Consider the following 13,290-nt stretch of genomic DNA (forward strand, 5'->3'; position numbering starts at 1 on the left):
GCCCCGCACCCACCAGGTGCGGGGCCCTTCGGCATGACCCCGGCCGGGTGGGGGGAGTGGTGCGGCCGGGGCCCGCTGGGGTGGGGTGTGCGGGCTACTTGGTGTAGGCGCCGAGTGCCTTCGTGAAGGCGAGCGGCTCCTGGACGATCGAGGAGCAGGTCGGGTCGGCGTAGTTCTTCGCGCCGCCCGAGCACTGCTGGTCGCGGGCGCCGGACCACATCGCGAGCCGGCCCAGGCCCTTGGTCTTCGCCCATGCGGCGAGCTGCGTGGCGTCGTCGACCTTGAAGATCTCGGCGGCGACGTCGTTCACGCCGATCATCGGGGTGACGGCGACGGCGTTCCAGGCAGCTGCGTCGGAGAGTCCGAGAACTCCCTTGATCTGGGCCTGCGTTGCGGTCGCCGCCTGCTCGGCGTACGTACCCATGTCGCCGGAGTAGGAGCCGCCGTAGTCCATCGCCATGATGTTGACGGCGTCGACCTTCACGCCGTTCGTCTTGGCGTTGGCGACCAGGTTCACGCCGTCCTGCGTCAGGCCCTCGGGCATGACAGGCAGGGTGAAGGAGACGTCCAGGCCCGAGTGGGCCTTCTGGAGCTGCGCGATGGCCTGGGCGCGGCGGGTGTTGGCGGCGGTGTCGGAGAGCGTGCCGCCCTCGATGTCGAAGTCGACCTTGGTGAGCTTGAACTGGTCGATGGCCTTGCCGTACGCGGCCGCCAGGTCCGAGGCGGAGGAGCACGCCGAGGCCAGCTCGGTGCCCGAGGCGCCGCCGAAGGAGACCCGGACGTCGCCGCCCTTGGCGCGCAGCGCCTCGATCTGCGAGGCGACCTTGTCCTCGCCGAGCGCGGTGACGCCGCCCCACATCGGGGTGCAGCCGCTGCCCGAGGTGATGAAGGCCAGGTTGAACTCCTTGACCCCGGTCTTGGTGGCCGTGTCGAGCAGGTCGTACGTCGGGTAGAGCGAGGTGTCGACGTACGGGGCGAAGCCCGCACCCGATGACGTGCCGGTACCGGTGCCCGTGGACTGGGTCGGCGTCGCCGTCGGGGAGGCCGTCTTGGTCGGCTCGGTCGTCGGCTTCGACGACGCGGAGGCCGAGGGGGTGGGCGTCGGGGCGTCGGTCGGGCGGCCCGTGGGTTCGGGCGTCGCGCCGCTGTCCACCGAGCACTTGGCGCCGTCGATGAGACAGCCGATCGGGTCGCCCGCGCTGCCGCTGGCCGAGGTCACGAAGCCCACGGTGAGGGACTTGCCGGCCGCGATCCCTGTCCTGTCCCAGCTCGCGGCGGTGACCTTGACGTGCCGGCCGCTGACGGAGGACTCGGCGTTCCAGAGCGAGCCGAGCTTGGTGCCGGCCGGCAGGTCGAACTCCAGCGTCCAGTCGGTCAGCGCCTTGTCGGAGTCGTTGGTGATGACGTACTGACCGGTGTAACCGCCGTTCCAGTCACTGGTCTTGGTGTACGCGGCACCGACGGAGGCGGCCTGCGCCGTACCCGTCAGCGCGAAGGCGGCACCGCCGGCCACGGCCGCGGCGACGACCGCGCCTATGGCCTTGGTCTTGCCGCTCACTCTGCGCCGGTGCGTGGTCGTGCTCATCGCGTGCCTGCCTCTGCATTACGGAAGTGGGGGATGTGGGGGGGGGTGGGTGCGGCAGCACGCTAGCGGCTTCGAAACGGACAATTGAGCTGTTTGGGGCGGTCGTTGCGCTTCTTAGGACGGGCTTAAGGAAGGGAAAGGGGGTGATTAATAGTCTGTACCACGAGGGTCAGACACCGGCAGCCCTGCGTGACGTACCGCGCCGCTTCCTGCGCACCCGGTGCCCTCGTCCGCCGCCCGCCCTGCGCCCGCCGTCGAGCGCGATCCAGATGCGGACCTCGGTCCCGCCGAGGACCGAGCGTCCGATGCGTACGTCGCCGCCGGTGGACTCCGCGACCCGGCGGACGATGTCCAGGCCGAGGCCGGTCGAGCCGGCCTGCGCACCGCTGTTGCCGCGCGCGAGGGCGGCGGCGGGGTCGGATATCCCACCGCCCGCGTCCGAGACCAGCACGATCACGGCGTCGTCGCCGTTGTGGACGTCCACCGAGAGGGCGGTGCCCTCGGCGGTGTGGCGGAAGATGTTGCCGAGCAACGCATCGAGCGCGGCGGCCAGTTCGGCGCGCGCGACCGGAATGCGTACCGGACGGTCCACGCCCGCGAGCCGCACCTCACGTCCCTCGTCCTCGGCAAGCGCCGACCAGAAGTCCATGCGCTGCCTGATCACCTCCGAGGCGTCGCACCCGGCACCCGCACCGGCGGGCTGGGTCTGCGGTTTGGCCTCACGGGCGGTACGGATGATCGTGTCGACCTCGCGCTCCAGCTGCTCGACGGCCGCCCGGGTCTGCTCGGCGGCGGGTCCCTCGCCCAGGGACGCGGCGTTCAGCCGCAGCACGGTCAGCGGGGTCCGCAGCCGGTGCGAGAGGTCGGCCGCCAACTCCCTTTCGTTGGCGAGGAGTTGTACGACCTGATCGGCCATCGAGTTGAAGGCGACGGCGGCCGAGCGCAGTTCGGTCGGCCCCTCCTCGGGAACGCGCGCCCCGAGCTTGCCCTCCCCCAGGTCCTGGGCCGCGCCCGCGAGCCGCTGGGCGGGCTGCACCATCCGTACGCCGAGCCGGTCGGCGACCGCCACCGAGCCGACGACCAGCGCGAGCCCGACGCCCGCGAGGACCAGCCAGGAGGTGCCGACGCCGTTGGAGACCTCACCCTCGGGCACGAACACCTCGATGACCGCGATCTTGCCGCTGGGCAGCGCGGTCGGCTGGAGCAGGACGGACCCGCCCTTCACCGAGGCGATGACGGCCTGGGCGCGCGCCGCCTCGATGTCCTTGGCGCTCGCCCGCCCTTCACCCATCTCCAGCCCCTTGGAGCCGGCCTCGGCCGAGGCCGGGATGTGCAGCGCGATCCGCCCGTCGGCGCCCGCCTCGGTGCTGGCGGTGGCCTTCTCCAGGGCGACGCGGTCGGTGGTGATGGAGAGCGTGGGGCCGAGGGCGGCCGCCTGCCGCTCGGCGTTGGAGAAGGCACGGTCGCTGGCCATCTCCTTGATGACGAGCGCGAGCGGCACCGCGAAGGCGATGACGACCATCGCCGTCACCGCCAGACACACCTTGACCAGCGCCCATCTCATCGCAGCGGCTCCAGCTTCACTCCGACCCCGCGCAGGGTGTGCAGATAACGGGGCTTGGCGGCGGTCTCGCCCAATTTCCTTCGCAACCAGGACAGATGGACATCAATGGTCTGGTCGTCGCCGTACGACTGCTGCCACACCTCGGCGAGCAGCTCCTTTCGCGCCACGACGACACCGGGGCGCCCCGCGAGGAACGCGAGCAGGTCGAACTCGCGCCGGGTCAGATCGAGTTGCCCCCCGTCGAGCTCGGCCTGGCGGCGCAGCGGATCGATGGAGAGACCGCCCACCTGGATCACCCTCGACGGCGGTTCGCCGCCGGCCGTGGCGCGCGAGCGGCGCAGCACGGCGGCCATCCGGGCGGAGAGGTGCTCCACCGAGAAGGGCTTGGTGAGGTAGTCGTCCGCGCCGTCGTTGAGCAGCCGGACGATCTCCGCCTCGTCGTCGCGCGCTGTGGCGATGATCACGGGTACGTCGGTGATTCCGCGCAGCATCTTCAGCGCCTCGGACCCGTCGAGATCGGGCAGCCCGAGGTCGAGAATGACCACGTCGAAGCTGAAATGGGCCACCTCGCGCAGCGCCTCCAGGGCCGTGCCGACGCTCCGTACGGTGTGGGAGGCCTCGGTCAGGTGCCGGATGAGGGCTGAGCGTACGAACTGGTCGTCCTCGACCACGAGCACACTTGCCATGGGCGGCACCGTACGCCATATGGGGGACCCCCGGGCGACCTCGGCCGTCACGGGACAGCAGCGGTGCGGGTGGTGCAGGATGGGCCGGATGCGACGCGGACTCATACACACCCTGGCCTGGACGCTCGCCACCGGCGCGGCGGTCACGCTGTCGTGGTGGGGGGTGCGGACGGTGATGTCGGGCACGGTCTACGACCCGCCCCGGGCGGTCCCCTTCGCCCAGGACGCGCAGGCACTCGGCTCCTCCACGCAGCGCCCCGGAGGGCCTCCGTCGCTCACCAAGGCGGAGGGGACCGGCAGCAGCGCCGAGCCGTCGCAGTCGCCCGGCACCCGGCGCTCGGCCGGCCCCGGCCGTGGTCCCGGCGCATCGAAGTCGGCGGGCTCGTCCCCTTCGGCCTCCTCGCCGGGATCTTCGTCGCCGCCGGCGTCGTCGGCGTCGACCTCGAGCGAAGTGAAGAGCTATCCGGTCACCGGCGGCCGGGTCGTCTTCGACCTGGGTGCCTCGTCGGCGGAACTGGTCTCGGCCACGCCCACGGCGGGCTGGAAGATGCAGGTCTGGAAGCAGACGGAGTGGATCCGGGTGACCTTCACCCAGGGCAATGAGTCGAACTCGGTCTTCTGCACGTGGAACGACCACCCCCCGACGGTCGAGGTGGACAACCGCTAGAAAGTCCGCTCTACCGGAAGACGCCGGGCGGCGGCGCGGGCGAGGGGGCGGCACTCGCATCGGTGACGGCGACGGCTCCCCCGGTGAAGTCGGCCAGCGCGCGCCCGTGTTCGACCCTTCCCGGGTGCGGATCTCCCGCGATACGGCGGGTGAGTTCGGCGACGGGCAGCGGCAGGGCCGACCCCACGAGGACGGCGTTGCCGAACCGGCGCCCGCGCAGCACGGTCGGGTCGGCGGCCAGGGCCAGTTCGGGGAAGACCGTGGCGGCGGTCGCGATCTGGCCGCGCAGATGCGCGAGCGGAGGCCCGTCGGCGAGATTGGCCGCGTACCACCCGCCCGGTTTCAGGGCCCGCCGTACGTCGGCGAGGAACTCGGCGGAGGTGAGGTGCGCCGGGGTCCGGGCGCCGCTGAACACATCGGCGATGACCAGGTCCGCCCACCCGTCGGGGATCTTGGCGAGCCCCGCCCTGGCATCCGTGGACCTGACCCGGATCCGGGCGGTGGCGTCCAACGGGAGTGCGCGGCGCACCAGTTGGACAAGGGGTCCGTCGATCTCGACGACCTGCTGCGTGGAGCGGGGCCGGGTGGCGGCGACGTACCGGGCGAGAGTGAAGGCGCCCCCGCCGAGGTGGAGAACCTGGAGCGGCTGCGGAAGGGGCGCGACGAGGTCGGCGACGTGGCCGAGCCTGCGCTGGTACTCGAAGTCCAGGTGGCGCGGGTCGTCCAGGTCCACGTGGGACTGCGGAGCCCCGTCGAGAAGAAGGGTCCAGCCGCGGGGACGGTCCCGGTCGGGTATCAGCTCGGCGAGCCCGCCGTCGACGGCCTCGACGACGGATTCGGGGGCAGCCCGCCCTTGACGCTTGTTCTTAGCCACGGACTCAAACTAAGCCCGTCCGGCGATTGAGGACAACGCGGCCGAAAACCGCGTGCACCCCCCGCTACCTGCACCCATCCGCGGCCTTGATCAACCGCGCCGCCTCGCCGAGCGCGGCCCGCAGCACGTTCGGATCGGTGACCGGCGCGTCCTGCACGGGAGGCAGCAGCCACGCCCCACCCGTGACGGGCGGCTCGGCAGGGATACGAAGCCCCCGCCCGTCCGTCTCCGTACACGCACTGCCGGGCATGTCCCACCCCGCGGCCGTGCCCGGCGGCACCAGGAAGCCGAGGGTGTCGCAGGCCCCGTCGTGCAGCACCGGCCCCACCTCGGCGGGCGCGGCGGCGCGCCGCAGGATGTCCACGGCCTCCAGCCCCTGCCGGGCCGGAACGGTCACCAGGTCGCAGCCGTCCGGCGCCGACGCGGACGCCGATGGTGGCGCACTCGACTCCCGGGTGGGCCTGTGCTGGGCAGTCGTGGCGTGTGTCACCGAACCGCTGATCTCCATACCGGCCTCCAACAAGGCAACCCCTCCGCATCCGTGGCGGTCTGCGCAAGGTTCAACGCGCCGACGCGTCAAGGGCTACGGCACCACGCCGCCGTAAAGGATGGCAGTTCATGGCAGATCACGGGTGAGATATCCGTTTTGTAGGCAAACACGGCATGAGGGGCCGGGCGCAACCGGTACGTTCCCGGCAGCACCATCCCGCCAGAGAGGGCTCGGCCATGGCGACGACACGGGCAGCAAAAGCTCTGCACAACTCCGCTTTCCGCCGCCTGCGCGGCGCACGCTCCCCCGGCGAGTTCGCCGCGGCGGTCCGCAGGTCCGCGCGGGAGATCGGCGAACAGGTCGCGTGCGACGCCCGCTACATCGGACGGGTCGAGGCAGGCGAGATCCGCTGCCCCAACTACGCCTACGAGCGCGTCTTTCTGCATATGTTCCCGGGTTTGACCCTCACCGATCTGGGGTTCTCGGACCGGGAGACGGTGCGCGGCAGGGGGGCGCGTGAAGCGGACGACGCGCCCATGCCGCACCCCACGAGCCACACAGTCCAGAACCACGAGGAGAGCGACGTGCTGCGTCGCGCATTCATGACCAACGGCTCCGCCGCGATGGCCGCCGTCTCACTGAGGCTCGGCCCCGGTCCCGCACCCGAGCAGGCGGCCCCCCACCGCGTCGGCGAGAGCGAGGTGCAGGCTGTCGAGGCGGCCGTACGGCAGATCCGGCTGCTCGACGACCGGCACGGCGCCGACGGGCTCTATCACCGGGCCTCCCAGCCGCTGCGCACGGCGTACGCACTGCTCGACGCGGGGACGGCCCGGCAGAGCGCCTCCGACCGGCTGCACGCGGGCGCCGGCGAACTGGCCATCTCCGTCGGCTGGTTGGCGCACGACTCGGGCCGCTTCGACGACGCGCGCTCGCACTACGCGGAGGCCCTCGCCACCGCCCGGATGTCCGGGGATCCGGCGGTCGAGGCACACGCCTTCTGCAACATGTCCTTCCTGGCACGCGACGCCGGGCGGCCGCGCGAGGCGGTCCGCTCCGCGCAGGCAGGACAGCGGGCGGCGAAGCACCTGTCCTCGCCGCGGCTGCTCTCGCTGCTGACGCTGCGGGAGGCGGGCGGCTGGACCGGGCTCGGTGACCGTACGGGTTGCAAGGAAGCGCTCGCCGACGCCAAGTCCCTTTTCTCCCGCGGCACTTCGGACGCCGACCCGGAGTGGATGAGCTTCTTCGTCGAGGCGGAGCTCGAACTCCTCGAAGCGCAGTGCTGGTCGGCCCTGGGCGACTGGGCCCTGGCGGCCCGCCACGCGTACCGCGCCGCCTCGCTCCAGGACCCGCACTTCGCGCGCAACCTGGCCCTCTACCGGGCGGAGCTGGCGGACGACCTGGCCCGGGCCGGCTCGCCCGACCGGGCGGTCGCGGCCGGACACCAGGTGCTCGATCTGCTCGAAGGGGACCAGGTCAGATCGGAGCGGATCCGGGCGATGCTGGCGGGGACCGTACGGGTGCTGCTGCCGCACCGCAGGGCGGCCGGGGTGCCGGAGTTCCTGGAGCGCCACGCGGCGTGACCCCTCCTGGCGGCGGCTACTGCTCCAGATGCCCGGTGTCGTTCCAGCGCTCGATCGCCGGGGCGCCGTACGCCCACCCGAGCACCGACAGCGAGGTCGGGGCGAGGCGGATGCGGGCGCCGAAGTCCAGGTCGTCGCCGAGCCAGCGCGCACCGAGGGCCCGCAGGATGTGGCCGTGCGCGAAGACCAGCACATCGCGGCCGCCGGACCGGATCTCCTCGATCACCGCGTCCACCCGGGCGGTGACGTCGGCGACCGACTCCCCGTCGGGGACACCGTCGCGCCAGATGAACCAGCCCGGCCTGATCGCCTGGATCTCGGGCGGCGTCAGGCCCTCGTACGCGCCGTAGTGCCACTCCATGAGCGCGTCGACCGTCCGGGCGCGCTCCCCGAAACCGGCCAGCTCGCAGGTCTCGCTCGCGCGGACGAGGGGGCTGGTGAGCACATCGGTGTCCGCAAGCGCGTCCCACGGCGACCGGTGCAGCCGCTCGCCGAGGAGCTTCGCGCCGCGGCGGCCCTCCTCGAGGAGGGGGATGTCCGTCCTGCCGGTGTGCCTGCCCGAGAGCGACCACTCGGTCTGCCCGTGCCGGGCCAGCAGCATGCGCGGTGCCACGACGGCTCCACTCCCTACTCATCGTGCCTGTTGTTCTTGTTCCATCATCCCGTACGTGGCGGGGAGGCAACCTCGGCGGCGATCCCGGCGTCAGAGGAGAGGACAGGGCGGAGGTCGCCCGCGTTGACTCAGGCCGTACATTTGAACGCTGGGCGACCGCCCTCGTTTGCACACACGATGGAGAGCGTTCGGATGCCGTACAGCGAGCCCCGCACCAGGCCCCGCTGGTGGACCGAACTGCTGCTCATAGCGGTCGTCTACTCCGCGTACTCGGCGGGACGCCTGCTGGCCAGGGGAAACACGCAGGACGCGATAGATCACGGCCTGGGCATACTCAAGGCCGAGAAGCTCCTCCATCTCAACCTCGAACACCCGCTGAACCGCTTCCTCACGCACACCCCGGCCGTGGGCATACCGGCCGATTTCATCTACGCCTCACTGCACTACCTGGTCACCCCGGTCGTGCTGGTCTGGCTCTTCCGCCGCCGCCCCGTCCAGTACCGCGCGGCCCGCACCTGGCTGATGCTCTCCACCCTGCTCGGCCTGATCGGCTTCACGCTGCTCCCGACCTGCCCTCCGCGGCTGCTCGACGCGAGCGAGGGGTTCGTCGACACGATGGCCCAGTTCAGCTCGTACGGCTGGTGGGGCACCGGGGCGAGCGCGCCGCGCGGCATGAGCGGAATGACGAATCAGTTCGCAGCGATGCCGAGCCTGCATGTCGGCTGGGCGCTGTGGTGCGGGGTGGTGCTCTGGCGATACGGACGAACCCCGCTGACCCGCGTCCTGGCCGTCGCGTACCCGCTGACCATCACTTTCGTGGTGATGGGAACGGCCAATCACTACTTCTTCGACGCAGTCGCGGGAGCGGCCGTGATGGGCGTCGGCTACCTCCTCGCGAAGCCCGCCCTGGCCTTCACGGACCGGCTGCGCGCCCGCTTGTCCCCAGCCACAACTCCCGCCCCGTCGCCGATTGTCAGTGCCGGATGCAAGACTTCCGCGAGTGAGCGCATCCCCGGCCAGCGGACCTCCTCCGCAGATTCCACCGAGTCCGTCGACACCGCCACCGACGGCTCTTCGCCAGCGGCTCGCTGAGCTGCGCGGCCCCGCGGTCGCGCCCCAGCCGATGGACGCCCGCGCGCTGGCCGCGCTCGCGGCCAACCCGGGATGCAGACGGCGGGCGCTGCTCGACGGCGCCGGAGTGAACAAGGCCGTCCTGGCGCAGGCACTCGGTTCGCCTTCCGCCTTCGGACAGTCGCAGTTCGCCTTCATGCGGGGCAATGCCTTCGAGGCCAAGGTCAAAGCGGACGGCGGCGCGGAGCTGATGCGCCTGCTGTACGGACAGCTGGGCGGCCCGGACGAGCCGGATCCGGCGACCGTACGCACCCCCGACCTCGCGGCGGCGGGCCCGCAGGGCCGCGCGGCCCGCACGGCCCTCGCGCTGCGCGAGGCGACGGAGGCGGGTGCGCAGGCCGGGGCCTGGACCTTCCTCGACCACCCGATGCTGGCCCTGGAGGTGGCGGGCTCCCCCGCCTATCTGGAACCGGACGCGGTGGTGGTGGCGCCCGACGGCCGCTGGACGGTGGTCGAGATCAAGTCCTTCCCGATGATCGATGCGGCGGCGGACGCGGCGAAGGTGGGCGCGGCGGCGCGGCAGTCGGCGGTGTACGTACTGGCGCTGGAGCGGGTGGCAGGGCACACGACGGGGGCTTCGGTCCACGACCGGGTGCTGCTGGTCTGCCCGAAGGACTTCTCGAACCTGCCGACGGCGTCGGTCGTCGACGTACGCAAACAGCTGTCGGTCACCCGCCGCCAGCTGACCCGCCTCACCCGGATCGAGGACATCGCGGCGGAGCTTCCGGAGGGGACGACGTTCGACCCGGAGCTCCCGGCGGAGGAGCTGACGGCCGCGGTGGAACGGGTGGAGGCGGCGTACGCCCCCGAGTGTCTGTCCGCGTGCGAGCTGGCGTTCCACTGCAGGGACCGCTCGCGGGAGGCGGGGGCGGTGGAGGCGCTGGGCCGTGGTGTGCGGGGTGAACTGGGAGGTCTGCGCACGGTCGACGCGGTCCTGTCGGCGGCACGGGGCGAGTCGGGCGACCCCACGGACCCGACGGTGTCCGCCCTGCGCAGGGCGGCGGAGCTCCGGGCCGAGGCGCTGAACGGAGCGGCATGCTGACCCCCTCCTGGGGCTCCGCCCCGGACCCCGCGCCTCAAGCCCCTCCGACACCCGTACAAGCGAGCCGAGTTGAGCAAATTCAAGCCCGTCCGGCGCTTGAGGAGGCCACACCGTGTCGCTGATCAGCACGCTCGCCCGGCTGGAAGCCGTCGAGGCCGGCCGGGCTCAGCCCATGGCCACCGTCCGCCACCGCCACCTCTCCGACCGCCCCCTCGTCCTCGTCCCCCTCACCACCGCAGGTGAGGCCGGCGCCCCCCTCGGCGCCCTCGTCGGGACGGACCGCAGCGCCCCCCGCCTCCTCACCGTCACCCAGCCCCGCGACCGCGACCTCCGCTTCGCCTTCCTCGCGGAGCTCGCCGAGACGGTCCTCCCGTACATCGACGGTTACGCCGACGACATCGAGACCGCCGAGCGCAACGAAGTCGACCCCGAGACCGGCAAGAAGGCCAAGGTCGAGGTCGAACTCTGCGCGGACGCACCCCAGTTGATCGTCCCCAGCCGCGCCGGCATCGACTTCGTGCGCCTTCTCGGCCGCTCCATGCGCTTCCGCCGCACCGCCGAAGAGGACCCCGAGACCCCCTACCCCGCACCGCCACGCGTCCCGCTCCTCGGCCGCTGGCTGACGCACTACGGAGAGCGCGCCCGCATCCCCGGCTCCTCCCTCCTCCTCTCGGCGACCGACCTCCTCAACCGTCACTGGGCAACGGGCCAGTCCACACTGGAGGACCAGCACCTGGGCGCCCTCCTCGCCTGGATCGACCCCCCGGAAGGCAAGCGGGGCGCCCAGGCCGCCCTCCATGCCGAACTCGCACGCGACGCCGCGGGCCAACTGCTCTGCCCGCCCGCGGGCCCGGCCACGGATCCCGCCTTCGACAACAAGCTCCTCGCCCCCGCCATCGAGCGCCACGACCGCGCCCGCCAGGCCCTGGCCACCGCCGAGGACGGCCTCGCCGCCGACGCGCACCTCGCCGAACTCGCCGCCGCCGAGCGGCAGATCCGTACGGTCCTCGAAGCCGTGATGCGCCCCACCTGGGACGCGGTCTGGCGCTCCGTCGACCACCTGCGCACCCTCCCCGAGGGGACCCGCGCCACCGAGCGCTGGACCCGTGACCGGTGGTCCTTCACCGGCCACCGCGACCGGGTGCGCGCGGGAGAGCCCCCGCAGCCCCGCCGCGACGACGCCGTCACCGCCGCCCAGAAGCTCGCGTCCCGCGAGACGGCACAGGCCCAACTGGACGCCCAGGAAGCCCTGGACGACCCCCTCGTCATGGCGGGCCGCCGCCTCGCCGGCGAGGCCTTCGCGGGCGAGGCGGTCGATGTGACCATGGCCTGGAGCGAGTCCAAGCGCCCCTCGCCCCGCCCGCTGATCGCCTTCCGTACGGACGACGCCCCGCATCTCGCCGAGCGCGCCAAGGTCCACCGCTCCCTCGAAGGCAAGCCGCAGAGCGCCGAGTTCGTGCGGTACGAAGAGGAGGACGGCATCCTGATCCTGCGCCTGGTCAACGGCATGGGCCGCGCCAAGGACCCCGCTCCGGGAACGGTCCCCGAGAAGGGCGACCGGATCGTCTGGACCCTCTTCGAGCATTCCTCGCGCGGCGGCCCCGACCTGCCCGCCCAGGAGGACACCCCGTGGACCCACGGCGGCCCGCCGGGCGCGGCGGCGGACACCCGGGAAGCCGCAGACCCCGTCACCCCGGAGGACGTCCTGTGACCTTCGACCCCGGCGCCGAAGCCGCCCGCGCGACGAAAGCCATCCTCGAATCGACGCTGCACGCCACGGCGCGCGGCGTCGTGGTCGACTCCCCGCCGGGCGCGGGCAAGTCGACGCTCGTGGTCCGCGCGGCCCGCGAACTGGCCGCCGCAGGACGCCCGTTGATGGTGATCGCCCAGACGAACGCCCAGGTCGACGACCTCGTGCTGCGCCTCGCCGACAAGGACCCCGACCTCCCCGTGGGCAGGCTCCACAGCAGCGACCCCGACCCGTACGACAAGGCGCTCGACGACCTCCCCAGCGTCCGCAAGTCGTCCAAGGCGGGCGACCTGACCGGCCTGGACGTCGTCATCTCCACCGCCGCGAAATGGGCGCACGTCAAGAACGTCGACCCGTGGCAGCACGCGATCGTCGACGAGGCCTACCAGATGCGCTCCGACGCGCTCCTCGCCGTCGCGGGCCTCTTCGAACGGGCCCTGTTCGTGGGCGACCCGGGCCAGCTGGACCCGTTCTCGGTGGTCGGGGCGGACCAATGGGCAGGCCTGTCGTACGACCCGTCGGCGAGCGCCGTCTCCACGCTCCTCGCCCACAACCCGGACCTCCCGCAGCACCGCCTCCCGGTCTCCTGGCGGCTGCCGGCCTCCGCCGCGCCCCTGGTCTCCAGCGCGTTCTACCCGTACACCCCCTTCCGCAGCGGTACGGACCACGGCGACCGCCGCCTCACCTTCGGCGTCCCGTCGGACGGCACGGCGCCCGACCGGGCCCTGGACGAAGCGGCGGAGTCCGGCTGGGCCCTGCTGGAACTCCCCGCCCGCCACACCCCCCGCACCGACCCCGAGGCGGTACGGGCGCTCGCCCACACGGTCCGCCGCCTGCTGGACCGCGGCGGCGCGGCCCTCAGCGAGCAGTCCCCCGACCCCGTCCCGCTCACGGCCGACCGGATCGCGGTCGGCACGGCCCACCGCGACCAGGCGGCCGCGGTACGGGCGGCGCTCGCGGAACTGGGCGTCACGGGCGTCGCGGTGGACACCGCCAACCGCCTCCAGGGCCGCGAGTTCGACGTCACGGTGATCCTGCACCCCTTGTCGGGCCGCCCCGACGCCACGGCGTTCCACCTGGAGACGGGCCGCCTCTGCGTCCTGGCATCGCGCCACCGCCACGCCTGCATCGTGGTCTGCCGCGAGGGCGTCGCGGAACTCCTGGACGAACACCCCTCGACGGAGCCGGTGCACCTGGGCGTGACGCTGAAGTTCCCGGACGGCTGGGAGGCGAATCACGCGGTCCTCGCCCACCTGGCCGAGCACCGGATCCCGTACCGCCCCTAGAAGGCAGGCCGCAGGCCCACTT

12 protein-coding genes are annotated in these 13,290 nt (G+C 72.5%); 6 read left to right on the plus strand and 6 right to left on the minus strand.

Annotation, left to right across the window (positions count from 1 at the left end; all coding sequences use genetic code 11):
- Positions 1-94: 94 nt before the first annotated feature.
- From AB0H78_RS09450 to AB0H78_RS09460, 3 genes are all read right to left on the minus strand, one after another.
- Positions 95-1,585: a cellulose binding domain-containing protein gene (locus tag AB0H78_RS09450; protein ID WP_363233685.1), complete on the minus strand. Its 1,491-nt coding sequence runs from the start codon at positions 1,583-1,585 to the stop codon at positions 95-97.
- A gap of 169 nt (positions 1,586-1,754) precedes the next feature.
- A complete protein-coding gene (locus AB0H78_RS09455; protein ID WP_363233686.1) occupies positions 1,755-3,149 on the minus strand; it encodes a HAMP domain-containing sensor histidine kinase in 1,395 nt (464 codons plus the stop codon).
- A complete protein-coding gene (locus tag AB0H78_RS09460; RefSeq protein WP_363233687.1) occupies positions 3,146-3,835 on the minus strand; it encodes a response regulator transcription factor in 690 nt (229 codons plus the stop codon). Before AB0H78_RS09460 ends, AB0H78_RS09455 begins: the two co-directional genes overlap by 4 nt.
- Positions 3,836-3,914: 79 nt before the next feature.
- Between AB0H78_RS09460 and AB0H78_RS09465 the strand changes: the two genes are divergently transcribed.
- On the plus strand, positions 3,915-4,502 hold the full coding sequence (locus AB0H78_RS09465; RefSeq protein WP_363234089.1) for a hypothetical protein: 588 nt from the start codon (positions 3,915-3,917) through the stop codon (positions 4,500-4,502).
- 10 nt (positions 4,503-4,512) lie between these two features.
- On the opposite strand, the gene AB0H78_RS09470 is transcribed toward AB0H78_RS09465, so the two are convergent.
- Complete coding sequence (locus AB0H78_RS09470) at positions 4,513-5,376, minus strand: fused MFS/spermidine synthase (protein WP_363233688.1); 864 nt, start codon at positions 5,374-5,376, stop codon at positions 4,513-4,515.
- Between the two features lie 64 nt (positions 5,377-5,440).
- The gene (locus AB0H78_RS09475) at positions 5,441-5,884 is read right to left on the minus strand and encodes a hypothetical protein (RefSeq protein WP_363233689.1); all 444 of its coding nucleotides are present in this window, start codon (positions 5,882-5,884) and stop codon (positions 5,441-5,443) included.
- 218 nt (positions 5,885-6,102) lie between these two features.
- On the opposite strand from AB0H78_RS09475, the gene AB0H78_RS09480 reads away from it, so the two are divergent.
- Positions 6,103-7,446: a hypothetical protein gene (locus tag AB0H78_RS09480; protein WP_363233690.1), complete on the plus strand. Its 1,344-nt coding sequence runs from the start codon at positions 6,103-6,105 to the stop codon at positions 7,444-7,446.
- Between the two features lie 16 nt (positions 7,447-7,462).
- Here the strand turns inward: AB0H78_RS09480 and AB0H78_RS09485 are convergent, their stop codons facing one another.
- A complete protein-coding gene (locus tag AB0H78_RS09485; protein WP_363233691.1) occupies positions 7,463-8,059 on the minus strand; it encodes a histidine phosphatase family protein in 597 nt (198 codons plus the stop codon).
- 192 nt (positions 8,060-8,251) lie between these two features.
- Between AB0H78_RS09485 and AB0H78_RS09490 the strand changes: the two genes are divergently transcribed.
- The 4 genes from AB0H78_RS09490 to AB0H78_RS09505 all read left to right on the plus strand — a co-directional run bounded on the left by AB0H78_RS09490 (position 8,252) and on the right by AB0H78_RS09505 (position 13,268).
- The gene (locus tag AB0H78_RS09490; RefSeq protein WP_363233692.1) at positions 8,252-9,151 is read left to right on the plus strand and encodes a phosphatase PAP2 family protein; all 900 of its coding nucleotides are present in this window, start codon (positions 8,252-8,254) and stop codon (positions 9,149-9,151) included.
- Positions 9,060-10,232: a hypothetical protein gene (locus AB0H78_RS09495; RefSeq protein ID WP_363233693.1), complete on the plus strand. Its 1,173-nt coding sequence runs from the start codon at positions 9,060-9,062 to the stop codon at positions 10,230-10,232. The genes AB0H78_RS09490 and AB0H78_RS09495 overlap by 92 nt, the downstream gene beginning before the upstream one ends.
- A gap of 112 nt (positions 10,233-10,344) precedes the next feature.
- Positions 10,345-11,943, plus strand: coding sequence for a hypothetical protein (locus AB0H78_RS09500; protein WP_363233694.1), 1,599 nt, complete (start codon positions 10,345-10,347; stop codon positions 11,941-11,943).
- Complete coding sequence (locus AB0H78_RS09505; RefSeq protein ID WP_363233695.1) at positions 11,940-13,268, plus strand: AAA domain-containing protein; 1,329 nt, start codon at positions 11,940-11,942, stop codon at positions 13,266-13,268. The genes AB0H78_RS09500 and AB0H78_RS09505 overlap by 4 nt, the downstream gene beginning before the upstream one ends.
- The last annotated feature ends 22 nt before the right edge of the window (positions 13,269-13,290 follow it).

The sequence above is a fragment of the Streptomyces sp. NPDC050738 genome, assembly GCF_040654175.1.
Taxonomy (GTDB): Bacteria; Actinomycetota; Actinomycetes; order Streptomycetales; family Streptomycetaceae; genus Streptomyces.